Below are 25,116 nucleotides of genomic sequence, written 5' to 3'. Positions count from 1 at the left end.
CTTATTTGGCTTCTTTGCCAACGCTATTGAGCAAAAACTTGCCAATCAGATCTTCAAGCACCAACGACGACTGGGTGTCATGGATGACCCCGCCATCCTTCAACACCGTCTCATCGCCGCCGACACTGATACCCACGTACTTCTCACCCAGCAACCCTGCAGTCAGGATAGATGCCGTGGAGTCCGAGGGCAGGTTGTCCAGGCGTTTTTCCAGCTCCATGGTCACCCGACCGGTGAAGCTGTCGCGATCCAGATCGATGGCTGTGACCCTGCCGATAGTAACGCCGGCCATGGTCACTTTCGATCTGACCGTCAAACCGGCGATATTGTCAAAATTGGCATAAAGTTTATAGGTATCGCTGCTCGGGCTGGCAGACAGGCCACTGACACGCAGGGCCAGCAGAAGCAGCGCCAGGATCCCGGCCAGGAGGAACAGGCCGACACCGATTTCCAGGGTGCGGTTTTGCATCAGAAATCTCCAAACATCAAGGCGGTCAGAATAAAGTCCAGACCCAGGACTGCCAACGAGGCATAGACCACGGTCTTGGTAGTGGCACGGCTGATCCCCTCTGAAGTGGGTTCGCAGTCATAGCCTTGGAATACGGCGATCCAGGTGACGACAAAAGCAAACACAACGCTCTTGATGACCCCGTTAAGCACATCGTCGGTGAATGACACACTGTTCTGCATGTTGGACCAGAAAGAGCCTTCATAGACGCCCAGCCAGTCAACCGCGACCCAGGATCCCCCCCATATACCCACCACGCTGAAAATCATCGCCAGCAGCGGCAGGGAAATGAAGCCTGCCCACAGACGCGGGGCAACGATGTACTTGAGCGGATCGACACCGATCATTTCAAGGCTGGACAGCTGCTCAGTAGACTTCATGTTGCCGATTTCAGCGGTCAATGCAGAGCCCGCGCGCCCGGCGAACAGCAATGCCGTCACCACCGGCCCCAGCTCGCGCAGCAGGGTCAAGGCGATCATCTGCCCTACTGCCTGTTCCGAACCGTAGCTGCTCAGGATATTGAAGCCCTGCAAGGACAACACCATGCCGATGAAAATACCGGACACCACGATGATTGCCAGCGAGAGCACACCGACCGAGTACAGTTGCTTGACCAACAACTGGAAGCTGCCGCCAATACCGCCACGGCCAATCAATGCGTGCAACAGGAACAGCCAGGAGCGGCCAAGCACCGCGAGCACATCAATGGCCGCGCGACCGAAAAGACGAATACGCTCAAGTAACGATTTTCTGCGCATCTAACGCTTCCCCAACAAATCGGCGCGGTAGTCAGGCGCAGGAAAATGGAAAGGCACCGGGCCGTCTGGATCGCCCTTCATGAACTGACGAATACGCGGATTATCGGAGTTCATCAGTTCCTGCGGCGTACCTTGCCCCAATACCTGCCCGTCACCCACCACATAGAGGTAGTCGGCAATACTGGCGGTTTCAGCCAAGTCATGGGAAACGACGATACTGGTGATACCAAGGGCATCGTTGAGCAGACGAATCAACCGCACCAACACACCCATCGCGATCGGATCCTGGCCAACGAAGGGTTCGTCGTACATGAGGATTTGCGGGTCCAGGGCAATCGCACGGGCCAACGCCACACGGCGCTTCATCCCGCCGGAAAGCTCGTCGGGCATCAGTTCGAAGGCACCGCGCAAGCCCACCGCCTGCAACTTCATCAGCACGATGTCGCGAATCATCTCATCGGACAGTTGCGTATGAACACGCAGAGGAAAGGCGACGTTCTCGAACACATCGAGATCCGTGAACAATGCGCCACTCTGGAACAGCACGCCCATCTGCTTGCGGGCATCGAAGAGGTCGCTTCGCGACAGGGTTGGCAGGTTCTGACCCGCCACCCAGACTTCGCCGCTGGCAGGGCGCAACTGCGCGCCAATCAGCCGCAGCAGCGTAGTCTTGCCACACCCGGAAGGCCCCATGATGCCGGTGACCTTTCCTCGGGGAATACGTATATCGACGTTATTGAAGATACTGCGCGAACCGCGCTTGAAGGTTACGCCCTTCAACTCGACCGCGTAGGCGTTATCAACGCTCATCTAAACTCCTTGCGATACAGCCTTCTCACTCAGACGTCCGCCTCCTTCATGGAGGCACGCACGCCCTGAGCGGGCCGAACTGGCGGCGAACTATAGCACCGCAGACAGGCCCGCCCCAAGGCCATCGCAGCGCTTGCAGAGACTTCTTGGCGTAAAAAAGGATACGACTGACGCACCATTGACAGCGATTCGCAGGTGAGGCTTTCGTGCAATCCCGCTATAATCGCCGACTTTTCATCAGGCAATCCGATTTTCCACATGAGCCAATCCAGCGACCTGATCCAATCCGCACAACGTACTATCCGCCTCGAACTCGAAGCGGTAGAAGGCCTGCTCGCCCATATCGACGCTGATTTCGTCAAGGCCTGCGAGCTGATCCAGGCCAGCAAAGGCCGGGTCGTGGTAGTCGGCATGGGCAAGTCGGGGCACATCGGCAACAAGATCGCCGCAACCCTGGCCAGCACCGGCACTCCGGCATTTTTCGTCCACCCTGCCGAAGCCAGCCATGGCGACATGGGCATGATCACCCGTGACGACATCATCCTGGCCCTGTCGAACTCCGGCTCAACCGCCGAAATCGTTACCCTGCTGCCACTGATCAAACGCCTGGGCATTCAACTCATCAGCCTCACCGGCAACCCGGATTCGCCTTTGGCCAAAGCCGCCGAGGTCAACCTTGACGCCCGCGTGGAACAGGAAGCCTGCCCGCTGAACCTGGCGCCGACCTCCTCGACCACTGCCGCCCTGGTACTGGGCGACGCACTGGCCATCGCCCTGCTTGAAGCCCGCGGCTTCACCGCAGAAGACTTCGCCTTCTCCCACCCCGGTGGCGCATTGGGCCGACGCCTGCTGCTCAAGGTCGAAAACGTCATGCACGCCGGCGCCGAACTGCCTCAGGTTGCACGCGGCACCCTGCTCAAGGATGCCCTCATGGAAATGACCCGCAAGGGCCTGGGCATGACCGTGGTGCTGGAAGCTGACGGCCGTCTGGCCGGGATCTTCACCGATGGTGACCTGCGCCGCACGCTCGACCGCAACATCGACCTCCACAAGGCGCTGATCGAAGACGTGATGACTCCGCACGGCAAGACCGCCCGCGCCGAAATGCTCGCCGCCGAGGCCTTGAAGATCATGGAAGACCACAAGATCAACGCCCTGGTAGTCGTTGACAAGGACGACCGCCCGGTAGGTGCACTGAACATGCACGACCTGTTGCGTGCGGGGGTAATGTAATGCAATCGGATCTGCTGCAGCGCGGCAAGGCCATCAAGCTGGCCGTTTTCGATGTAGATGGCGTCCTCACCGACGGCCGCCTGTATTTTCTTGAAGACGGCAGCGAATTCAAGACCTTCAATACCCTGGACGGCCAAGGCATCAAAATGCTTATGGCTTCGGGCGTGACCACCGCAATCATCAGTGGCCGCAAGACCCCAGTGGTCGAGCGCCGGGCGAAAAACCTCGGCATCCCGCACCTGTATCAGGGACGGGAAGATAAATTGGTCGTATTGGACGAGCTTCTTGGCCAGCTCGGCCTAAACTATGACCAGGTTGCCTACCTGGGTGACGATTTGCCGGATCTGCCTGTCATCCGCCGGGTCGGCCTGGGCATGGCCGTGGCCAACGCTGCAGCCTTTGTACGCGAACATGCAGACGGTGTTACCGTTGCACGCGGCGGCGAAGGTGCCGCTCGCGAGTTTTGCGAACTGATCCTGCGGGCCCAGGGCAACCTCGATGCGGCCAACGCCAATTATCTGTAGGGCGACACATGTTCAGTAATAAAATCCGCAATATTGCACTACTCGGTGCGATTGCCGCCCTGCTGGCGGCGATTGGGTACTGGAAAGTCGGCCCCACCAGCTTCCTCGAACAACCCGTAGTCACTGTAGACAAAAGCGCCATCGACTATTACGCCACCAACGCCCATAGCGTTCAGTTTCTCCCAGACGGCAAGCTGCAATATGACATGACGGCAGACAAGGTCGAACACCTGCAAGCCAGTGAAGTCACCCTGCTGACCACACCGGACCTGCACATGTACCGAGGCACCGCCTACCCTTGGCACGTTCAGAGCGAACGCGGCGAGGTGAACCCCGACGGCACCGAAGTCGAACTGATTGACTCCGTGCGGGTTGCCCGCACCGACGAACAGAACCGTGAAACCATTATTACCACAACCCGTATGACTGTATTCCCACAGAAGCAATATGCTCAAACCGAGCAAGCCGTTAGAATCGACGGCGCCGGTGGGACCACTACGGGCAAGGGAATGAAAGCGTATTTGAAAGACGGCAGGATGGACCTGCTGTCCAACGTAAGAGGACAGTATGAGGCTCGTTAAAACCCTCCCCTTTTTGCTCAGCCTGAGCGCAGCACTGGGAAGCGCGAGCGCCTTGGCCCTGCCGAACGACCGCGACCAGCCAATCCGCATCCAGGCCGATAACGCCCAACTGGACGACAAGAAAGGCATTGCCACCTATACCGGCGACGTGATCATCACCCAAGGCTCCATGATGATCAAAGGCAACACCGTGACCATCACCCGCTCCGCCGCTGGCGATATCGACGTGGTCACTTCGGTGGGCAACCTGGCTTACTTCGAGCAGCAACAAAGCGCCGCAAAAGCAGACAAGATGCAAGGTTATGCCGTACAGATCCAGTACCAGGCCCTGAAAGACCTGGTGGTCCTGACAGATCGGGCCAAGGTGATCAACGAAGGCAATACCACAGAAGGCGAAAAAATCGTCTACAACACCAAGTCTCAGGTCGCTACCGCCGGCCGCGGCAGCAACATTACCGCGCCGCGTCCACGCATCGACATGGTGATCCAGCCGAAGAAGAAGGCCGAGTAATGGCAACCCTCAAAGCCCAGCACCTGGCCAAGAGCTACAAAAGCCGACAAGTCGTACGCGACGTCAGCCTGTCAATCGACAGCGGTCAGATCGTCGGCCTGCTCGGCCCTAACGGCGCCGGCAAGACAACATGCTTCTACATGATTGTCGGCCTGGTACAGGCCGACCAGGGCCGCGTGCTCATCGATAACCTGGATGTCAGCCACCAGCCGATGCATGGCCGTGCACGCGCCGGTATCGGCTACCTGCCCCAGGAAGCCTCGATCTTCCGAAAGCTGTCGGTGGCCGACAACATCATGGCGATCCTGGAAACACGCAAGGAGCTGGACGCTGCGGGGCGGCGCAAGGAGCTGGAAAGCCTGCTGCAGGAGTTCCACATCAGCCACATTCGCGACAACCTCGGCATGAGCCTTTCTGGTGGCGAACGTCGCCGCGTGGAAATCGCACGCGCACTGGCGACCGCACCAAAGTTCATCCTGCTCGACGAACCCTTTGCCGGTGTCGACCCGATCTCGGTCGGAGACATCAAGCAGATCATCCATCACCTGAAAGCCAAAGGCATTGGCGTTCTGATCACCGACCACAACGTCCGTGAAACCCTGGATATCTGCGAAACTGCTTACATCGTCAACGATGGTCGCCTAATCGCCGAAGGTGATGCAGAGACCATCCTGGCCAACGAACTGGTGAAAGAGGTTTACCTCGGCCACGAGTTCCGCCTGTAAGCCCGAGGTGCGAGGCACCGCCAGAGCGCTGACGATCCGCCCAAATGCCGGCTTATTTGTTACAGCGCTCTAGGCAAACACCTCGGTTTCAGGCATATAATTTGCTTAAAGAAGGCGCTCAGGCGCCCTTGTAGTGGATGGCGCATGTGCGCCGGCGAATAAGGTGTTAAGCCCCTGCCATGAAACCATCGCTCGTCCTAAGAATGGGCCAGCAACTGACGATGACACCGCAGTTGCAACAGGCCATCCGTCTGCTCCAGCTTTCCACACTGGACCTGCAGCAGGAAATCCAGGAAGCCCTGGAGTCCAACCCGATGCTCGAGCGCCAGGAAGATGGCGACGACTTCGATAACAGCGACCCGATGGCGGATAACGCCGAATCCAAGCCTGCCTCGGAACCTCAGGAGACCAGCTTCCAGGAATCCGCCACCCCGGTGGAAAGCCTTGAAGAAGGCGAATGGAACGAGCGAATCCCCAATGAGCTGCCGGTAGATACCGCCTGGGAAGACATTTATCAAACCAGTGCCAGCAGCCTCCCCAGCAACGATGACGACGAATGGGACTTCACGACGCGCACCTCGGCGGGTGAAAGCCTCCAGAGCCATCTGTTGTGGCAGTTGAACCTGGCGCCGATGTCGGATACTGACCGACTGATCGCTGTCACCCTGATCGATTGCATCAACAACCAGGGCTATCTCGACGAAACACTGGAAGAGGTCTGCGAGTCCTTCGACCCGGAGCTCGATATCGAGCTGGACGAAGTGGAAGCGGTCCTGCATCGCATCCAACAGTTTGAGCCTGCCGGCATAGGCGCCCGCAACCTGAGCGAATGCCTGTTGCTGCAATTGCGCCAACTGCCTGCCCGCACCCCCTGGATGAGCGAAGCACAACGACTGGTCAGCGACTACATCGACCTGCTCGGCAGCCGTGACTACAGCCAGCTGATGCGCCGCATGAAGCTCAAGGAAGACGAGCTGCGCCAGGTTATCGAACTGGTACAAAGCCTGAACCCTCGCCCTGGCTCACAGATCGAGTCCAGCGAGCCTGAATACGTGGTTCCTGACGTGATCGTGCGCAAGGACAGTGAGCGCTGGCTGGTCGAGTTGAACCAGGAGGCGGTACCCCGCCTGCGCGTCAACCCACAGTACGCAGGTTTCGTGCGGCGCGCCGATACCAGCGCCGACAACACCTTCATGCGCAATCAGCTTCAGGAAGCACGCTGGTTCATCAAGAGCCTGCAAAGCCGCAACGAAACGCTGATGAAAGTTGCCACCCAGATCGTCGAACACCAGCGCGGATTTCTCGACCACGGCGACGAGGCCATGAAGCCGCTGGTACTGCATGACATTGCCGAGGCGGTGGGCATGCATGAATCGACCATATCCCGGGTAACCACGCAAAAGTACATGCACACCCCGCGGGGCATTTACGAGCTGAAGTACTTTTTCTCCAGCCATGTGAGCACCTCCGAAGGCGGAGAATGCTCGTCCACGGCGATTCGCGCGATCATCAAAAAACTGGTTGCAGCGGAAAATCAGAAAAAGCCATTGAGTGACAGCAAGATCGCTGGTTTACTGGAGGCACAAGGCATCCAGGTAGCACGACGCACCGTCGCCAAGTACCGCGAATCGCTCGGCATTGCACCGTCGAGTGAACGCAAGCGACTGATGTAACGCACCTGAGGTGTGCCACCGCAATTCAAGTGGCAGGCGCAATACCTGCCTCTTATGCACCGGCAACAAAAGGAGAAGCTGTATGCAAGTCAACATCAGTGGACACCAAGTAGAAGTTACCGAAGCGCTGCGCACTTACATCGGGGAAAAACTCGAGCGCCTGGAGCGTCACTTCGACAAGATCACCAATGTGCAGGTTATTCTGGAGGTCGAGAAGCTACAGCAGAAAATCGAGGCCACCCTGCGCATCCCAGGCGGCGAAGTCGTCGCCAATGCCGAGCATGAAGACATGTATGCCGCGATCGACCTGCTTGCCGACAAGCTCGACCGCCAACTGAAAAAACACAAGGAAAAACAGCAGGCCTTGCTGCAAGGTGCAGCCGCTCGCTGACCCCCCCCCACTCATGATCCGACTTGAAGATATCCTGACCCCCGGCCGTTCACTTGTGAACGTGCCGGGAGGCAGTAAAAAACGCGTACTCGAACAGATTGCGAACCTGATTGCCCGGGAAGTGCCGGACCTGGAAATGCAAGTTGTCTTCGAGAGCCTTATTGCCCGCGAAAAGCTGGGCTCCACTGGTTTCGGCAACGGCATTGCCATTCCGCACTGCCGCCTGAGTGGTTGCAGCGCGCCGGTCAGCGCACTGCTTCACCTGGATGCCCCCATCGATTACGACGCCATTGATGGCGCACCGGTAGACCTGCTGTTCGTACTGCTGGTTCCGGAAGCTGCCACCGATAAGCACCTGGAGCTGCTGCGCCAGATCGCCAGCATGCTTGACCGCAAGGACGTTCGCGAAAAACTGCGTGCGGCCAGCGACAACCAGTCCCTGTATCAGGTCGTACTGGATGTACAGAACGAGCACTGAACATGCGCTTGATCATCGTCAGCGGCCGATCCGGCTCTGGTAAAAGCACTGCCCTCGATGTGCTCGAGGACAACGGCTACTATTGCATCGACAACCTGCCCGCGGGCTTGCTGCCGCAGCTGGCCGAGAGCGCGCTGATCAATACCGAACTGATGCAACCCAAGGTTGCCGTGTCCATCGATGCGCGCAACCTGCCAAGCCATCTTTCCCGGTTCCCGGAATTGCTTGAAGATGCACGCAATCGGCACATCCAATGCGACGTGCTGTACCTGGACGCCGATGAAGAGACCCTGCTCAAGCGATTTTCGGAGACCCGTCGCCGTCACCCGCTAACCAACAGCCAACGCTCGCTGGCCGAGGCCATCCGGGTCGAAACGGAACTGCTCGGTCCCATCTCCGATCTGGCCGACCTGAAGCTCGACACCACCAACCTGAACCTGTACCAGCTAAAGGACTCGATCAAGCTTCGCCTGCTCAGTCAACCTGAGCCGGGTACTGCCTTCCTGGTTGAATCATTCGGCTTCAAGCGCGGCATGCCCGTAGATGCCGACGTGGTATTCGATGTGCGCTGCCTGCCCAACCCTTACTGGAAGCCAGAACTGCGCGACCATTCCGGGCTTGAACAGCCGGTGATTGACTATCTGGCTGCCCAGCCGGATGTAGAAGACATGTTCCAGGATATCTCTGGGTATCTACTCAAATGGCTACCCCGTTTTGCCGCCAGCAACCGTGCGTATGTCACCATTGCCATCGGTTGTACTGGCGGGCATCATCGCTCGGTCTATCTGACCGAACGCCTGGGTCAGTTGCTGCAGCAATCGCTGAAGAACGTCCAGGTCCGCCACCGCGACCTCTAGCCACAGGACTCTTGTGCGATGCCTGCTCTTGAAATAACGATCATCAACAAGCTGGGGCTGCATGCCCGCGCCGCCGCCAAGTTCGTTGGCGTTGCGGGCCGTTTTAATTGCCAGGTACGGATTGGCCGCGCACCGGACAAACTGGTCGACGGCAAGAGCATCATGGCCGTAATGATGCTCGCCGCAGGCAAAGGTACTCAGGTGCACCTGCATACCGAAGGTGAAGACGACACCGAAGCACTGAACGCACTGGTTGAGCTGATCAACAATCGCTTTGACGAAGGCGAGTAAGTCGCCGCGCAATCAAAACGGCGGATGTTTTAAATCACTCGGCAACCGTTTCGAGTCACCTGGATTTTCGGATACTCGAAAACACTCTGGTGGCTTGCCGAAGCAATTTTCTCAATACAGGCGTTGGGATCGTTCAGCGGCATGCGCTTAAGGTCGTCAAGACCAAGATTCCACCATTCAGAACTCAGTAATCCCTCGATAATCTCGGGGGAGTGACGATACCTGATGACTTTGGCAGGCATTCCGGCAACGATTGCATAGGGCGGAACATCGTGCGTAACCAACGCTCTGGTCGCAATGATCGCCCCCGTACCAACCTTGACCCCTTCCATTATCATTGCACTGTGGCCAATCCAGACGTCATGGCCGATCACGGCGTGGTCAATCCTGGGCTCATAGGACCATTCGGTGTCGGTGTATTGAAAAGGGTGAGTACTCAGCCAGTCGGAGGGATGGGTGTGTTTTTCCTGGCCCAATACAGCACCACTGCCAATGGAGCAGAATCGCCCTACCGACGATACAAAATGCAAGTGGCAGTCGCTTCGAATGTAGGTGTTGGCGCCTATAGATAGCTGATGCGCATCAATCAACACATGCCCCAAGCGCACCCCTTCCTCAAGTTGAAGAGTGGTTGCCTTGCGCAGTGTAGACACACCATCACTGACCTTGCATCCGTGCTTACGAATCCATCGATTCCAGTAGAAATCCTTCAAGCCCATCTCAACACCCACCTACTCAACCACGAAAAACTCACCAGAATCTGCACGCTACGCTGAGGGAGCAGAGCGCCACTATACCCAAGGGGCAACAGCAAGGTTAACCCCACTTTAGTGCACACGCCCCACCAAACTGCTGGTTGCCCGGCACAAGGCCGGGCGTGATCATAAGCGGTATCCGGCGTAATGAGCAGTCAGTGACTCAATACATCCAGTTGCTCGATCAGGATCGAACGCCCCAGCGACCTGCCGGTTGGCTCAAGGTCGCAGCCGACGGCAACAATGTGCTTGAACAGCACCTTCAGATTGCCCGAAACGGTGAACGGATTCAGAGCGTATTGCACCTCGCCATTTTCGACCCAGAAACCAATGCCCCGCATGGAAAACTCACCCGTTCTCAGGTCCAGCTGTGGTGTTCGAACCTCGGAGAGCAGTACCCCGCGCCCCATTTTCGCCAGCAACGCTGACTGCCCGTCCTGGCCCGGTGCAAAAGACAGGTTACGTGCTGCATCAACCAGGTTGCCTATCGAGTTACCGGTATTGGCCAGCCCGAATCGACGAGCCGACTCAGCATCTAGCGCATAGGAAACCAACTGGCCATTCTCGACAAAGGTCCTGGCCTGCGTCAGCACGCCCTCGTTATCAAACGGGCAACTCCCCATGCCCATTGGCAAGCATGGGTTTTCCTCGATCGTGACCACATCAGAGAACAGTTGGCTCCCGAGGGTTTCGCCAAGAAACGAGGCGTTCTCACCCAGCACCTTGCCGTTGATTGCCTGGGCGAATGCCGCCAGCAGCCACGCCGAGACGCTCGGCGCAAAGACCACCGGCGCCTGCGTATGAGCCTGTTCCAGTGAACGCCCACTCAGGTAACTCAGTGCACGCCTGGCAGCAAGGTCACCGATACGCGCCGGATCCGACAGCAACTCGATCTTACGCTGCACCTCATAGTTGCTGCCGGTGCGCCTGATACCGTCTGCAGCACTGCGCACATAGCAGCTCAGGTCAAAGGTGCTGGTGGCATAGCCCTCCAGGAAACCATGGCTATTGCCGTAGGCCTGGCAATGCTGCAAAACGTTGAACGACGTACCGCGGGAGTCAATGATCCGCTCATCGGCAGCCAATGCCGCCGCATCGCAGGCGCGGGCCCATTTCAACTGGTCCTCGGCACTGAATCCAGCATCATGATAGAGACTCAGGTCGCGCGGTCCCCACGCCATGCTCTCGGCGTCGGCAAGGCCGGTAAAGGGGTTACTGGAGGCCGCACGCGCCTTTTCCAGTGCCTGGCTCACCGCTTCAACGGGCGAGAACCCGTCATTCAGGTCGATACTCACCTCGGCCTTGCGTTGATCGACATAAACCGCCAACCCGAGCCAGCCGGCAGTTTCAGCGTACAGTGGGTCCACCTGATCGCCTGCCACCCGTTGCACACGTTGCGCTGTACGCACCGCAAGCGCCTCACAGGCATCTGCACCTTGCTCACGGGCCTCGGCAAGCAGCGCTTCGACATGCGCCTTCAAATCGGGCAGATTTTCGGGTCCTACCGTTTCCAGTGCCTTGTTCACATCATTCATGATTGGAAATCCTTTTCTTCAGCCAAGCAGAGTGAGGCCTGCACAACGCTGACACGTGCACGCGCCGGGCAGGCGATACGCTTCAGAATGACGAACAACGAAGAGGGGGCTTGTGCCATGACAGTACGAGAGTCCACTTCCGTGTTCACATCCTTTGCGAACGACAGAACGGACTCTACGCCTGCGAACAGACGACCTGGCCCTACATAGTTATGGCCAGGCCCTAGGAGATCAGCTGCCAGCGACCGTCATTTTTTCGATCAGCACGGAGCCAGTGTGGATATTGCTGCGGGTTTCCAGATCGTTACCAATCGCGACAATCTGTTTGAACATGTCTTTCATATTGCCGGCGATCGTGACTTCCTGAACAGCGAACTGGATTTCTCCATTCTCCACCCAGAAACCTGCCGCGCCACGGGAGTAATCACCGGTCACCATATTCAACCCGTGCCCCATCAGCTCGGTGACCAGTAAGCCACGCCCCATGCGACGCAACAACGCCGCCTGATTTTCATCACCGTGGGTGACAAACAGGTTATGTACCCCGCCTGCGTTGGCAGTACTCGGCATGCCCAGCTTGCGCCCGGAATAGGTACCCAGAACATAGGACACTAACTGGCCGTTCTCGACGAACGGCTTGGCATAGGTTGCCAACCCATCACCGTCGAATGCAGCACTGCCCAGCGCACGCTGCAGATGCGGACGCTCATCCAGGGTCAGCCAATTCGGGAACAACTGCTGCCCCAGCGCACCTTCGAGAAACGATGACTTGCGGTACAGGTTTCCACCGGAGATCGCCGACAGGAAGCTGCTGAACAAGCCTCCCGCCAGTTCCGCCGAGAACAATACCGGTACCTCGCAGGTGGGAACCGGCCGTGCGCCCAGACGGCTGGCTGCACGCTCCGCGGCTCGACGGCCAATGCTCTGTGGATCGGCCAGCAACTCACCCTGACGATTGACGTCGTACCAGTAATCACGCTGCATCTGCCCGTCACCCTCGGCGATCATGACGCAACTCAGGCTATGGCGTGTGGAGGCATACCCCCCGATAAATCCATGGCTGTTGCCGTACACACGGCAGCCCTGATGGGTATTGAGGGTAGTGCCATCGGCATTCTTGATCCGAGGGTCGGCCTCGAACGCCGCTGCCTCGCAGGCCAAGGCCTTCTCGATGGCCTGTTCAGGGCTTATGTGCCAGGCATGATACAGATCGAAATCCGGCAGTTCGCGAGCCATCAGCGCGGCATCGGCCAGCCCGGCGCAATCGTCTTCGGAGGTATGCTTGGCAATCGCCAGTGCGGCAGCAACGGTTTCACGAATCGCCTCGCTACCGCTGGCCGAAGTACTGGCCGAACCTTTGCGCTGCCCCACATACAAGGTGATGCCAAAGCCCTGGTCACGGTTGAACTCAACCGTCTCGACTTCGCGCTGGCGCACCGAGGTCGACAGCCCCTGCTCCAGCGAGACAGCTACTTCGCAGGCGCTGGCGCCCTGGCGCCGAGCCTCGGCAATGATCTGCTCGACCTGCTCCTGCAGTGCCGGCAGGGCCTGCGGACCTACGCTCTGGACTGAACTCATGGTCTTCTCCACTCAAAATCTGCTCTCGGCGCGGGTCAACTCACGACCGGGCCGGACAAGCGGCCCCCGACTGGTTATCATGGCGACGTTTCCACGCGGACTGTCACCATGGTTGATTCTTACAACGATGCCTTCGACGAAGGCGAAAAAAGCAAAACCCAGATCAAGCGCGAGCTGCATGCACTGGTCGACCTCGGCGAGCGCCTCACAACGCTCAAGCCGGACACCCTGGCACGCCTGCCGCTGACCGACGCCCTGCGTCGGGCTTTGGCCGATGCCAGCAAACACACCGCACACATTGCCCGCAAACGCCATCTGTCGTTCATCGGCAAATTGATGCGCGATCAGGACATCGAGGCAATCATTGCGCTGCTCGACCAACTCGATGCCTCCACTCGCCAGTACAACGAACGATTCCATAACCTTGAACGCTGGCGCGACCGCCTGATCGGCGGCACCGACGAAGACCTCGAGCGCTTCGTCAACGAATACGCCGAAGCCGATCGTCAGCAACTGCGTTCGCTGATCCGCCAGGCCCAGCATGAGTTGGCGCGCAACAAGCCGCCCACTGCCAGCCGCAAAATCTTCAAGTACATCCGCGAGCTTGACGAAACCCAGCGCGGCCTGCGCTGATCTTCGTAGCCGAGCCGGCACCCTGCCGGCTCGACCTCTCCGTCATGCGCCCGTGCCACCCACGGTGATCGCATCGATTTTCAGCGTCGGCTGACCGACACCCACGGGCACCGATTGCCCATCCTTGCCACACGTGCCCACACCGCTGTCCAGCGACAGGTCATTACCGACCATCGAGACCTTGCTCATGGCCTCAGGGCCATTGCCGATCAAGGTGGCGCCCTTCACTGGCGTAGTGATCTTGCCGTCCTCGATGAGGTACGCCTCACTGGTGGAAAACACAAACTTGCCACTGGTGATATCCACCTGCCCACCGCCAAGGTTTGCGCAGTAAAGGCCGCGCTTCACCGAAGCGATGATTTCAGCCGGATCACTGTCACCCGCACGCATGTAGGTGTTGGTCATGCGTGGCATCGGCAGGTGAGCGTAGGACTCACGCCGACCATTACCCGTACGCGCCATCCCCATCAAACGGGCATTGAGCTTGTCCTGCATGTAGCCTTTGAGGATGCCGTTCTCGATCAAGGTGGTACATTCCGTCGGGGTACCTTCATCATCGATGCTCAACGAACCACGGCGCCCCTGAAGGGTACCGTCGTCGACAATCGTGCAGAGGCTGGAAGCAACCTGATCGCCCAGCCGACCGCTGTAGGCCGAACTGCCCTTGCGGTTGAAATCGCCTTCAAGGCCATGACCGACTGCCTCATGGAGCAACACCCCCGACCAGCCTGGGCCGAGTACCACTGGCAATGTTCCAGCCGGTGCCGGGACCGCCTCCAGGTTGACCAAGGCCTGACGCAGCGCTTCACGGGCGTAATCCATGACACGGTCATCCGTAAAGAAACGGTAGTCGGTGCGCCCGCCGCCACCCTGGCCACCACGCTCACGGCGGCCATTCTGCTCGACGATCACGCTGACATTGAAACGTACCAGCGGACGCACATCGGCAGCGAGGGTACCGTCGGCCGCCGCGACCAGGATGCGCTCCCAGACACCGGCCATACTGACACTGACCTGCTGGATCCGCGGATCCAGCTTGCGAGTGGCCGCATCGACACGCTTGAGCAGTTCGACCTTCTCGGCACGACTGATGACCTCAAGCGGGTTGTCCGGCAAATACAGCGGTACCACGTCCAGGCTCTTGAAAGCCTGAACGCTGCCGTTCTGTCCGGCGCGGGAAATCGAGCGGGCAGCGCGGGCAGCCGAGCTCAAGGCTTCGAGATTGATTGCGTTACTGTAGGCAAAACCGGTTTTCTCACCGGACTGGGCACGCACACCAACGCCCTGATCGAGGTTGAAGCTGCCCTCTTTGACAATGCCGTCTTCCAGGGCCCACGACTCGGAAATCTGCCCCTGAAAGTACAGATCGGCGGCATCGATACCAGGCCCGGCCAGTTCACCGAGCACCGACTGCAGGCTGTCCAGGGTAAGACCACCTGGCGCCAGCAGGTGCTCACTGACAGTGGATAACAACTCGCTCATAGTCACTCCGAGGTGTACGCAGGCCGCAAGGCGTCCTGCGAGAAAAAGCGCCGGTGCAAGGCCACCGGCATCCGCGCCCGAATGGACGCCTGTTCGCTGCTGTCGCGTTCGGCCAGCAGCACGGCTTCGCCGGTATCCTGTTCGGCGACGATGCGCCCCCATGGATCAACGATCGCCGCATGACCAAAGGTTTCTCGCGGGCCAGGATGAGTTCCGCCCTGAGCGGCGGCCAACACATAGCACTGCGTTTCGATCGCCCGGGCACGGATCAGCACCTCCCAGTGCGCAGCACCGGTGACAGCGGTGAACGCCGCTGGCGCACTGATCAACTCGGCACCGGCCTCGCGCAAGGCGCTGTACAGCTCTGGAAAGCGCAGGTCATAGCAAACGCTGAGTCCCAGCCGCCCCACCGGCGTGTCGGCCACGACTACCTGATTTCCATGGGCATAGTCATCCGATTCACGATAACGCCCTCGGTTGTCGGCCACATCGACATCGAACAGGTGCAGCTTGTCGTAGCGCGCCACCTGTTGTCCCTGATCGTCGATCAGCAACGAACAGGCATTGGCTTTGGCGTCAGGCTGACCGACCGGCGGCAAAGGCACGGTACCCGCCACAATCCATAACTTGAGGTCACGCGCGGTCTGTTTCAACCACGGCAGGATCGGACCGTCGCCAAGTGCTTCTGCCCGCCCCATCGCTGCACTGTCGCGGCGCCCCATGGCTGCAAAGTTCTCTGGCAGGACGGCCAGCCGCGCACCGCCCTGGGCTGCACGCTCAAGCAACGTATGCGCATGGGCCAGGTTATCGGCAATATCGCTCTGGCTGACCATCTGAATCACGGCTGCCTTCATCAACGGTTCTTCTCGAAAGGTTTGATAAAGCTAATCTTAGGCTCTTTCCACGGGCCTTCGACGCGATAGTGCACACTGGCATAACGTGCCATTCGATCACCCAGCAGGCGATCAACCAGGAACAACGCGCCGCCGATGGCCGGAGCACCAACAATCAGGGCCGCCAATGGCAGGTTGTTGGTTACCGGCAACGTCACCAACAGGTTGGCATCGATTCGGTCTCTCACCATATCCAGCGTGCCATCGAGCTCCAGATTACTTGAGGGACCGGTCACCGTAATCGGCTCACGCGTCACATAGACCCCCTCACTGGCGACCAACAAGCCTTTGACCCGGTCGTAACTCAAACCTTTGCCAAGCAAGTCGGAGAAGTCCAGACGCAAGCGCCGCCCTATCGAGTTGAAGTTGAGCAGGCCGAACACCCGCAGCGCTTGCGCGCCACCCTCCACCTCAACGAACTGGCCCTTGCGTAGCGACGCATCAAGGCTACCGGAGAACCGCTTGAGGCCTACCCAGGCCGGCGAACCCGGCCAACGACCGTCAGCGTCCAGACGAAAATCGCGGCTGGTCACGGTCGGCGCAAACTTCCAGGCCTTGAGGACATCTGCCAGGTCCTTGCCTTCCAGTCGCCCCTTGTACCAACTGCTGCTCGCCCCTGGCACACCTTCCCAACCGGCGTTGCCATCAATCATCAAGCCTTTGAGGTTCAGGTCCAGATCCTTCAGCGCCACGCCTTTGGACGTGGGCCGCAGCTTCAGCGACCAACTGCCCAACAGATCATCACCCTGGAACAGTTTGCCGATGGTCAAGTCGATTGCCGGTATTTTGCGGGGATCAACCGTGGCCAAGGGGTCTGGTGCGTCTGGGTCAGTGACCTCATCAGGGTTAGCTGGCGGCAAATGAATGGTCTGCACATTAAGGGTAATCGGTTGCGCCTGGTTATCCGGGAGACGCGCATTGCCGATTGCCTCCTTACTGTCCAGGCGCACACCCCAACTGTCATTGCTGCGGCTCACACGCACTACCGCCTGATTCAGATCAAGACCGAACGCCTTGACCTGCCCGATGCTCAAATCAGCACTCTGGAGGGTTTGCCGAGCACTACCGCCAGGGTCGCTTCCGGCATAACGTTCCAACTGTTTCTGCCAAAGCGCCAGGTCCAGCTCAGTCAGCCTGCCACTCAACCGCAGCCCCTGGGCCGATGGCAATTGGGCGCTGCCTTCACCAAACAACAATTCACCACGCCCTTGACCGGGCTTGCCAACCGGCGAGGCATACGCCAGGTTGGCAAGGTCGGCGTAGTCCACATCGTAACGACGCTCAGGGCCTTGCAAGTTCATCCTGAACTGGCTGTTACGCACCTCTGAGGCCGCTTTGCCGAAGGGCGCAGGCAAATCGATTGCCAGCCCCTTGAGGGTGGAGTTGATTGACAGTTGATTACTGCGGCTGCCCAAGGCGAGCTGCAGTTCGTAAGGCAGCTCGCCAGACACCGGCAGGGCTTGATTGAACTGCAACCAGTCGGTCAACGCCTTAAGCCCGATCTGCCCCTTGGCAGCGACGCGAGTCTGCAGCTGACCAGGCTTGCCTTCGGCGAAGATCTGCGCGGTGATGGGCTTATCGAACGCCCGAGCCGCGATAGCCTGGCCGCTCAGGCCTTTGTCATAATCAAAGCGAAAATCGCCCTTGAGCTGGCTCAACTCCAGCGCGGGCTCCCGGATCTTGAGGCGCGCATCTGCCGTGCTGAAGTCCACCAGCACCTTCGGCTGCTGCCCTTTCACCAGCGGAATATCCAGCTTGAGCTTGCCCGTCAGGCTGCCCTCACCCTCCCAACCCGCAAAGGTCGGTCCGGTGCCAATAGGAGCTTCCTGAAGAATTTTCAGGCCGTCGCCAAGCCCGCCGGAAAACGCACCATCAAGGTACAGGTGGCTGTGTTCGCCACTCTCAACGTGGGGAATATCCACCATCACGTTGCTGACCTGGGTATCGAGCAACTGCCCGCTACGGGCCTTGACCCGCACGCCGGCATGATCGATGAACACATCACCGTCGACATTACGCACCGTTGGCCAGCCGGGCTGAAAATCAAGGGCCGCGTCGTGCACCTTGAAAAACAGACTGATGCTCCGTGCCTCAGGGGCTGCGCCGTGGTTCAACGAACCCTGGTACTGAAAATAGCCTTCATCGACCGCACCTTTGAGAATCGCCGTGCGCAGCCATTCATCCAGCGCAGGGCTCAAGACTGCAGGCAGGTACTTGCCGGTGTAGCGACCGTCGCCCTCGACCAGGCCAACACGCAAGTCCATATAGTCCTCAAGCGCGGGGTCGAAGAGCAGGCGAATCAGAAAATCACCGGCAATCTTGCCCTCTTCCCCCAGCACCTTCAGGTAAGGCGCGATGAGGGTGAAGCCGTCCTGGTCCAGGCGCCAGGTCAAGCGTGCATTGGCTTTCTGATAATGCCATGGTTTGGCGAAGATAGGATCGAGATGCAGCATGAAGGCATCGGTATCGAGGCGTAATTCACCATGACCGAGATCACCACTGATGCTGCCACTGACGTTGCCTGCCGCCGGGGCACCGTGGTAAGCCGAGAATCCCACACGATCAAGGTTGGCAGCAAAACTGAGGCGCTGATCACCACTGGCCTTTGGCCTGATGTCCAACTGCACGTTGCGCAGCCCACCGCTGACCTTGAGGCCATTGACCACAGCCATCATGGTCTCTGGCAGAGGCGCCAAGGCATCGATCAACGGCGTGAGCGGGTCAAGGTCCAGGCGATCGGCCTGAATCGACCAGGTCTCCTCGGATGTTTCGGTCGCGGCCAACTGATGCAGTTGAACACGAGACTCCCAACGGGTTTCCCCGAGGCTCATGGCCAGTGAGTCCGCGACCACGTTGAAGCCATGCTCATTACGCTGAAACCACACGTTGAGTGCCAGGTTCTCCAACGTGATGGCTTTGCGCCCAGTGTAAGCACCGCGCACCTGCGGCGCATTCATGCGCACGACCGCACTGTTCACCTCGCCATGCGACCAGTTGAGCCAAACCTCTCCGCCAGTATGCAGGCGTTCGGCCTTCCATTGCCCCAGCCATTTCGGTGGCAACCATTTGGCCCAATCGCTCTGGGGCAGGCTCAGGTAAGCGTCCACTTGCGCGTCGCGCCATTGCGCCGGACGAATACGGCTACTCAGGCTCAAGGTCAGTGGCTGACCGTCGGGCAGGGTCACGCGCGCATCAAGGCGCTGACGGACACTGCCAGTCTGTAGCCCGAGGTTGACATAGGTGAGGGTTGTCGGGTCTCGCTGAAACGGCTCCAGGGTGACCTGACTGTCGAACAAGGAAACTTTCGAGACCACCTGGAGCTGGGTCAGTATCTGCTCAGGGTCGAGCGGCTGCTCCTCTCTGATCGGCAATCCCTTCAGCGTCCAGCGACCGTTCTCGTCTTCATGCAGGCTCACCTGCAAGCCGCCCAACTCAATCTGGGCAATGCGCAGTTGACGCCCTACCAGGCTCGCCCAGAGATCGGGGACGACCTTGACTGCATCCAGGCGCAAGGCATGCGGGCCATCACCCAATTGCACATCACGCACCACCAGGACCGGCGCCAACCCGCTCCAGCGCCCCTCCAGGCCGCCCACGTGGACAGGCATGCCCAACGCCTGCTCGGCCTTGTCCTGAGCCTCATTTCGATACTCGGCCACAAGCGGCACCAACTGCCGCCCGAGGCTTACATAAAGCGCAACCAGCACTGTCAGCAAGGCGCAACCGCCCAAGCCCCAGCGAGTCAATGCGATCAGAACGCGCGTCAGACGTTCCATGTCGATGTCTCCCCGAGTCGAGCTTTAACTATGGCCCGGACTACTGGCTTTGCCAGCAACCACAGCTCAAATGAACAACAAAAGCGAATCAGAGCAGCACCACATCGTATTGTTCCTGGGAATACATCGACTCGACCTGAAAGCGAATCGTGCGCCCGATGAAAGCCTCAAGCTCGGCAACATTGCCGGACTCTTCATCCAGCAGCCGATCCACCACCTTCTGGTTAGCCAACACTCTATAACCTTCAGCCTGATAGGCACGAGCCTCACGCAGGATTTCCCGGAAAATCTCGTAACAGACTGTCTCAGGGGTTTTCAGCTTGCCACGGCCGTGGCAACTGATGCAGGGCTCGCAGAGCACCTGTTCGAGGCTTTCTCGGGTACGTTTACGGGTCATCTGCACCAGGCCAAGCTCGGTGATCCCAATGATATTGGTCTTGGCGTGATCACGTTCGAGCTGCTTCTCCAGGGTGCGTAACACCTGCCGTTGGTGTTCTTCGTCTTCCATATCGATGAAGTCGATAATGATGATCCCGCCGATGTTGCGCAGGCGCAGTTGCCGGGCGATGGCGGTCGCAGCCTCAAGGTTGGTCTTGAAGATGGTTTCTTCCAGGTTGCGATGACCGACGAAAGCACCCGTGTTGACATCAATGGTGGTCATCGCCTCGGCCGGGTCCACCACCAGATAACCACCGGACTTCAAAGGCACCTTGCGGTCCAGGGCACGCTGGATTTCATCCTCGACGCCATAAAGGTCGAAGATCGGACGCTCTCCTGGGTAATGCTCCAGCCGATCAGCGATTTCCGGCATCAGCTCAGCGACAAACTGCGTGGTTTTCTGGAACGTTTCCCGAGAGTCGATGCGAATCTTCTCGATTTTCGGGTTCACCAGGTCGCGCAAGGTACGCAAGGCCAGGCCCAGGTCTTCATAAATCACGGTAGGCGCCCCTACCGTCTTGATCTGATTGCCGATCTGCTCCCACAGCCTGCGCAGATAGCGGATATCCATGAGAATTTCGTCAGCGCCAGCACCTTCGGCAGCAGTGCGCAGGATAAAGCCCCCTGCGTCCTTGATATTTTCCTGGGCGATGCAATCGCTGACCACCTGCTTGAGGCGTTCGCGCTCGGCTTCATCTTCGATTTTCAGGGAAATGCCAACATGGCTGGTGCGTGGCATGTACACCAGGTAACGCGAAGGGATCGACAGCTGAGTGGTCAGACGAGCGCCCTTTGAACCGATGGGATCCTTGGTTACCTGCACCACCAGGCTCTGCCCCTCATGCACCAACGCACTGATGGTCTCGACCGATGGGCCTTCACGCAGGGAGATTTCCGACGCATGGATGAACGCTGCGCGCTCCAGACCAATATCGACGAACGCCGCTTGCATGCCCGGCAGTACACGCACCACTTTGCCTTTGTAGATGTTGCCAACGATACCGCGGCGCTGGGTACGTTCGACATGCACCTCTTGCAGGACACCGTTTTCCACCACCGCCACGCGTGATTCCATCGGCGTGATATTGATCAGAATCTCTTCACTCATGGCTGGCTCTCGTCAAAGGTGTTCAGGTAATGATGGCTCGCTCATGGAAGGCTGGCGAGCACGGGCAGCTTCAGCGCATCCTCATTCAACGGGTCTGGAGGCGTTGCCAGCAAGGAATGCCGAACCGCTCCAGCAGTGCGGCCGTTTCACACAGTGGCAAGCCGACGACGGCTGAATAACTGCCACTCAGGCTCTGCACAAACACCGCACCCAGGCCTTGGATCGCATAAGAACCGGCCTTGTCATGGGGCTCGCCGCTGTCCCAATAGGCGTGCGCTTCGGCCGGGCTGATCGAACGAAACGTGACGCGGCTAGCAACACACACGCTTTCACAGCGAGTCCCATCGGTAATGGCGACAGCGGTCAACACGTCATGTTCTCGCCCGGAGAGCGAAGCGAGCATCGTCATCGCTTCAGCGCGGTCCTGCGGTTTGCCCAGGATCTGCCCATCCAGAATTACCGCGGTATCAGCCCCCAGCACAGCCAACGGGGCATGGGCCTCCGTGGCCGCGAGCATTGCCAACCCGGCCAATGCCTTGCCACGCGCCAAACGCTCGACATAGGCGCGCGCAGGCTCATCGGCCAAGGGAGTTTCATCGATAGAGGCACTGATGGTCGTGAATGGCACGCCAATCTGGGTCAACAGTTCACGTCGGCGTGGCGAGCCAGAGGCCAGGTACAGCGGGGTCATTTTGACGTCTCCCTGTCAATGGCGGGCAGTGGAATCAGTGGATGCTGAGTCGGCGACGCAAGCCTTGCAAGGCGTAGCTGATCCAGGGCCAGAGCAAGGCACTGACAACGGCTGGCCAGAGCAAGGCAAGAGTCGGCTGACGGTTGCCGGTCAGTGCGCTGAGCCACAATTGAACCAGCTGCGCCAGACCAAAAATCACCAGCACCACCAGGCTCTGTTGCCACATAGGGAACATGCGCAACCGCTGCTGCAGCGAAAGAATCAGGAAACTGATCAGGGTGAGCACCAGCGCATTCTGCCCCAACAGGGTGCCGCACAGCACATCGGAAGCCAGGCCAAGTACAAAGGCCGTGGTCATTCCAACCTTGTGCGGCAGCGTCAGCGTCCAGAACACCAGTAACAGCGCAAGCCACAAAGGCCGCAAGTGATCGGAACCCTCTGGCATCGGCGCAACGCTCAGCAGTATGCCAATCACGAAGCTCAGCCAAATGACCCAGCCATTCCTGCTGCGGGTACTAACCATTAGTGTCTCTCCCGGGAGTTGACCGGCGCAGCGCCAGAGCTACGGGCCGGTGCCGCGGGTGCGGGAGCAGTGGCGGCAGGAGCTGCAACAGGTGCCGTGGCAGCAGGCGTGGCCGGCGCGGGCATTGCCGCTGCCGGGGCATCACCTGGCGCCGCGGACTTCTGCCGGTCAGCGGCTTCCTGGGCCTGGGCCGCCTCGGTGGCACGTTGTTCAGGAGAACGACTGTCACTGAACACCAGCAGCATGTAGCGGCTACGATTGAGGGCCGCCGTTGGCACCGCACGGACAATAGCGAAAGGCTGGCCAGAGTCGTGAATGACCTCCTTGACCGTGGCGACAGGGTAGCCGGCCGGGAAACGCTGACCGAGGCCGGAACTGACCAGCAGATCACCTTCCTTGATGTCGGCGGTGTCGGCTACGTGGCGCAGCTCAAGGCGTTCCGGGTTGCCGGTACCGCTGGCAATGGCACGCAAGCCATTGCGATTGACCTGCACTGGAATGCTATGGGTGGTATCGGTGAGCAGCAGCACACGGGCCGTATAAGGCATCAGCTCAACCACCTGCCCCATCAGGCCGCGCGCATCGAGTACAGGCTGCCCTAGCACGACGCCATCACGCTCGCCCTTGTTGATCAGAATACGGTGGGTAAACGGGTTAGGGTCGATACCGATCAATTCGGCGACCTCGACCTTTTCGTTAACCAGTGCCGAAGAATTGAGCAGCTCGCGCAAACGCACGTTCTGTTCCGTCAGCGCAGCCAGCTTCTGCAAACGACCTTGCAGTAGCAGCGCCTCGGTCTTGAGTTTCTCGTTCTCGGCCATCAACTCGGCACGGCTGCCGAATTGATTGGAAATCCCCTCCCAGAACTGTTCCGGCAGGTTGGTAACCCAATAGGCCTTGATCAGTACCCGCGACATTTGCTGGCGCACCGGCTGCAACACCGAAAAGCGCGCGTCGACCACCATCAGGGCGACCGAAAGCACCACCAGCACGAGCAAGCGAACACCCAGTGAAGGGCCTTTGGCGAAAAGCGGTTTAATGGGCCGTTCCTCGTGGGCGACTATTCAGGAGGTCAATCATACGGCAACACATCCGCCGACTGGTGGTTTAACGCGTTGCGGCGCCTGACGGCGCCGACAACCGCATACAGGTAGCACCCTCGGCACTACCTGTAAACCACACATCGGGAGGCTGCCGGCAAGATCACTCGCTGGAGAGCAGGTCCATGGTGTGCTTGTCCATCATCTCCAGCGCACGACCGCCACCACGGGCAACACAGGTCAGCGGATCTTCGGCGACGATGACCGGCAGGCCGGTTTCCTGGGCCAGCAGCTTGTCCAGATCGCGCAGCAATGCGCCACCACCGGTCAGCACCAGGCCGCGCTCGGCGATGTCCGAGGCCAGCTCGGGTGGCGATTGTTCCAGCGCGCTCTTGACCGCCTGGACGATAGTCGCCAGGGACTCCTGCAGGGCTTCAAGCACCTCGTTGGAGTTCAAGGTGAAGGCACGTGGAACACCTTCTGCCAGGTTACGGCCGCGTACATCGACTTCACGGACTTCGCCGCCCGGATAAGCGGTACCGATTTCCTGTTTGATGCGCTCGGCCGTGGATTCGCCGATCAGGCTGCCGTAGTTACGGCGCACGTAGGTCACGATGGCTTCGTCGAAGCGATCGCCGCCCACACGCACGGACTCGGCATAAACCACGCCGTTCAGGGAGATCAATGCAATTTCAGTGGTACCACCACCGATATCGACGACCATCGAACCGCGTGCCTCTTCAACCGGCAGGCCCGCACCGATAGCCGCAGCCATTGGTTCTTCGATCAGGAACACTTCACGAGCACCGGCGCCCAGCGCCGACTCACGAATGGCACGGCGCTCGACCTGGGTCGATTTGCACGGCACGCAGATCAGCACACGAGGGCTGGGCTGCAGGAAGCTGTTTTCGTGAACCTTGTTGATGAAGTACTGCAACATTTTTTCGCAAACGCTGAAGTCGGCGATGACGCCGTCCTTCATCGGACGAATGGCAGCAATGTTGCCGGGCGTACGGCCCAGCATGCGTTTGGCTTCGGTACCGACAGCGACGACACTTTTCTGGTTGCCGTGAGTACGAATGGCCACGACCGAGGGCTCATTCAGGACGATACCGCGCTCACGCACGTAAATAAGGGTGTTGGCAGTGCCCAGGTCGATGGAAAGATCGCTGGAAAACATGCCACGCAGTTTCTTGAACATGGGAAAGTGACCCTAGGCAACGCGTGGGTAAAAAAGTGCGGCAAACTCTAACAACGGCGGGGATTTTGGGCAAGGCGCCAATATGTTAAATTGGCAGTTTTTCCGAGCAAGCCAGCACATGAT

25 protein-coding genes are annotated in these 25,116 nt (G+C 59.1%); 11 read left to right on the top strand and 14 right to left on the bottom strand.

Going from position 1 to position 25,116, the window contains the following annotated elements; translation table 11 throughout:
* Window position 1: 1 nt before the first annotated feature.
* From mlaD to IE038_RS14955, 3 genes are read right to left on the bottom strand one after another with little or no spacing between them, the layout of a single operon-like run.
* Window positions 2-469: an outer membrane lipid asymmetry maintenance protein MlaD gene (mlaD, locus tag IE038_RS14965; RefSeq protein WP_065760924.1), complete on the bottom strand. Its 468-nt coding sequence runs from the start codon at window positions 467-469 to the stop codon at window positions 2-4.
* A complete protein-coding gene (gene mlaE, locus IE038_RS14960) occupies window positions 469-1,266 on the bottom strand; it encodes a lipid asymmetry maintenance ABC transporter permease subunit MlaE (protein ID WP_163938261.1) in 798 nt (265 codons plus the stop codon). The genes mlaD and mlaE overlap by 1 nt, the downstream gene beginning before the upstream one ends.
* Window positions 1,267-2,076, bottom strand: coding sequence for an ATP-binding cassette domain-containing protein (locus IE038_RS14955; protein WP_163938258.1), 810 nt, complete (start codon window positions 2,074-2,076; stop codon window positions 1,267-1,269).
* Window positions 2,077-2,334: 258 nt separating this feature from the next.
* Between IE038_RS14955 and IE038_RS14950 the strand changes: the two genes are divergently transcribed.
* The 10 genes from IE038_RS14950 to IE038_RS14905 all read left to right on the top strand — a co-directional run bounded on the left by IE038_RS14950 (window position 2,335) and on the right by IE038_RS14905 (window position 9,340).
* The gene (locus tag IE038_RS14950; protein ID WP_189395854.1) at window positions 2,335-3,309 is read left to right on the top strand and encodes a KpsF/GutQ family sugar-phosphate isomerase; all 975 of its coding nucleotides are present in this window, start codon (window positions 2,335-2,337) and stop codon (window positions 3,307-3,309) included.
* Window positions 3,309-3,833, top strand: a complete 525-nt coding sequence (locus tag IE038_RS14945; protein WP_189395853.1) for a KdsC family phosphatase — start codon at window positions 3,309-3,311, stop codon at window positions 3,831-3,833. Before IE038_RS14950 ends, IE038_RS14945 begins: the two co-directional genes overlap by 1 nt.
* Before the next feature lie 8 nt (window positions 3,834-3,841).
* On the top strand, window positions 3,842-4,414 hold the full coding sequence (lptC, locus tag IE038_RS14940; RefSeq protein WP_189395852.1) for an LPS export ABC transporter periplasmic protein LptC: 573 nt from the start codon (window positions 3,842-3,844) through the stop codon (window positions 4,412-4,414).
* Complete coding sequence (lptA, locus tag IE038_RS14935) at window positions 4,401-4,925, top strand: lipopolysaccharide transport periplasmic protein LptA (RefSeq protein ID WP_189395851.1); 525 nt, start codon at window positions 4,401-4,403, stop codon at window positions 4,923-4,925. Before lptC ends, lptA begins: the two co-directional genes overlap by 14 nt.
* On the top strand, window positions 4,925-5,650 hold the full coding sequence (lptB, locus tag IE038_RS14930; protein ID WP_189395850.1) for an LPS export ABC transporter ATP-binding protein: 726 nt from the start codon (window positions 4,925-4,927) through the stop codon (window positions 5,648-5,650). Before lptA ends, lptB begins: the two co-directional genes overlap by 1 nt.
* A 179-nt stretch (window positions 5,651-5,829) precedes the next feature.
* The gene (locus IE038_RS14925; protein WP_163934573.1) at window positions 5,830-7,323 is read left to right on the top strand and encodes an RNA polymerase factor sigma-54; all 1,494 of its coding nucleotides are present in this window, start codon (window positions 5,830-5,832) and stop codon (window positions 7,321-7,323) included.
* Window positions 7,324-7,405: 82 nt separating this feature from the next.
* Window positions 7,406-7,714, top strand: coding sequence for a ribosome hibernation-promoting factor, HPF/YfiA family (hpf, locus tag IE038_RS14920; protein ID WP_163934570.1), 309 nt, complete (start codon window positions 7,406-7,408; stop codon window positions 7,712-7,714).
* Window positions 7,715-7,727: 13 nt separating this feature from the next.
* Complete coding sequence (gene ptsN, locus IE038_RS14915; protein WP_163934566.1) at window positions 7,728-8,192, top strand: PTS IIA-like nitrogen regulatory protein PtsN; 465 nt, start codon at window positions 7,728-7,730, stop codon at window positions 8,190-8,192.
* Window positions 8,193-8,194: 2 nt separating this feature from the next.
* On the top strand, window positions 8,195-9,049 hold the full coding sequence (gene rapZ / locus IE038_RS14910; RefSeq protein ID WP_189395849.1) for an RNase adapter RapZ: 855 nt from the start codon (window positions 8,195-8,197) through the stop codon (window positions 9,047-9,049).
* 18 nt (window positions 9,050-9,067) lie between these two features.
* Window positions 9,068-9,340, top strand: coding sequence for an HPr family phosphocarrier protein (locus IE038_RS14905; protein WP_163934564.1), 273 nt, complete (start codon window positions 9,068-9,070; stop codon window positions 9,338-9,340).
* Between the two features lie 29 nt (window positions 9,341-9,369).
* Here the strand turns inward: IE038_RS14905 and IE038_RS14900 are convergent, their stop codons facing one another.
* The 3 genes from IE038_RS14900 to pmbA form a co-directional block, all read right to left on the bottom strand.
* Entirely contained in the window at window positions 9,370-10,059 is a 690-nt protein-coding gene (locus IE038_RS14900; RefSeq protein ID WP_163934562.1) for a CatB-related O-acetyltransferase, read from the bottom strand.
* Window positions 10,060-10,250: 191 nt separating this feature from the next.
* A complete protein-coding gene (locus IE038_RS14895; RefSeq protein WP_163934559.1) occupies window positions 10,251-11,630 on the bottom strand; it encodes a TldD/PmbA family protein in 1,380 nt (459 codons plus the stop codon).
* 231 nt (window positions 11,631-11,861) lie between these two features.
* On the bottom strand, window positions 11,862-13,208 hold the full coding sequence (gene pmbA, locus IE038_RS14890; RefSeq protein WP_163934556.1) for a metalloprotease PmbA: 1,347 nt from the start codon (window positions 13,206-13,208) through the stop codon (window positions 11,862-11,864).
* 108 nt (window positions 13,209-13,316) lie between these two features.
* Between pmbA and yjgA the strand changes: the two genes are divergently transcribed.
* Entirely contained in the window at window positions 13,317-13,841 is a 525-nt protein-coding gene (gene yjgA, locus IE038_RS14885) for a ribosome biogenesis factor YjgA (protein ID WP_163934554.1), read from the top strand.
* Between the two features lie 42 nt (window positions 13,842-13,883).
* Here yjgA and tldD read toward each other — a convergent pair whose 3' ends face one another.
* From tldD to mreB, 8 genes are all read right to left on the bottom strand, one after another.
* The gene (tldD, locus tag IE038_RS14880; protein ID WP_189395848.1) at window positions 13,884-15,323 is read right to left on the bottom strand and encodes a metalloprotease TldD; all 1,440 of its coding nucleotides are present in this window, start codon (window positions 15,321-15,323) and stop codon (window positions 13,884-13,886) included.
* Window positions 15,324-15,325: 2 nt separating this feature from the next.
* A complete protein-coding gene (locus IE038_RS14875; RefSeq protein WP_163934551.1) occupies window positions 15,326-16,177 on the bottom strand; it encodes a carbon-nitrogen hydrolase family protein in 852 nt (283 codons plus the stop codon).
* Entirely contained in the window at window positions 16,177-19,992 is a 3,816-nt protein-coding gene (locus tag IE038_RS14870; protein WP_163934549.1) for a YhdP family protein, read from the bottom strand. Before IE038_RS14870 ends, IE038_RS14875 begins: the two co-directional genes overlap by 1 nt.
* An 88-nt stretch (window positions 19,993-20,080) precedes the next feature.
* Window positions 20,081-21,538, bottom strand: a complete 1,458-nt coding sequence (gene rng / locus IE038_RS14865; protein ID WP_163934546.1) for a ribonuclease G — start codon at window positions 21,536-21,538, stop codon at window positions 20,081-20,083.
* An 85-nt stretch (window positions 21,539-21,623) separates the two neighbouring features.
* Complete coding sequence (locus IE038_RS14860; protein ID WP_163934543.1) at window positions 21,624-22,229, bottom strand: Maf family protein; 606 nt, start codon at window positions 22,227-22,229, stop codon at window positions 21,624-21,626.
* A gap of 34 nt (window positions 22,230-22,263) precedes the next feature.
* Window positions 22,264-22,752, bottom strand: coding sequence for a rod shape-determining protein MreD (mreD, locus tag IE038_RS14855; protein WP_163934540.1), 489 nt, complete (start codon window positions 22,750-22,752; stop codon window positions 22,264-22,266).
* Window positions 22,752-23,762 (bottom strand): rod shape-determining protein MreC, encoded by a 1,011-nt coding sequence (mreC, locus tag IE038_RS14850; RefSeq protein WP_229775674.1) that lies wholly within the window; start codon window positions 23,760-23,762, stop codon window positions 22,752-22,754. Before mreC ends, mreD begins: the two co-directional genes overlap by 1 nt.
* A 193-nt stretch (window positions 23,763-23,955) precedes the next feature.
* Window positions 23,956-24,993: a rod shape-determining protein MreB gene (gene mreB, locus IE038_RS14845; protein ID WP_008371426.1), complete on the bottom strand. Its 1,038-nt coding sequence runs from the start codon at window positions 24,991-24,993 to the stop codon at window positions 23,956-23,958.
* Window positions 24,994-25,116 lie beyond the last annotated feature (123 nt).

Source organism: Pseudomonas laurentiana (assembly GCF_014648275.1).
Lineage (GTDB): Bacteria > Pseudomonadota > Gammaproteobacteria > Pseudomonadales > Pseudomonadaceae > Aquipseudomonas > Aquipseudomonas laurentiana.
This window is presented reverse-complemented; position numbering and strand designations above follow the sequence as displayed.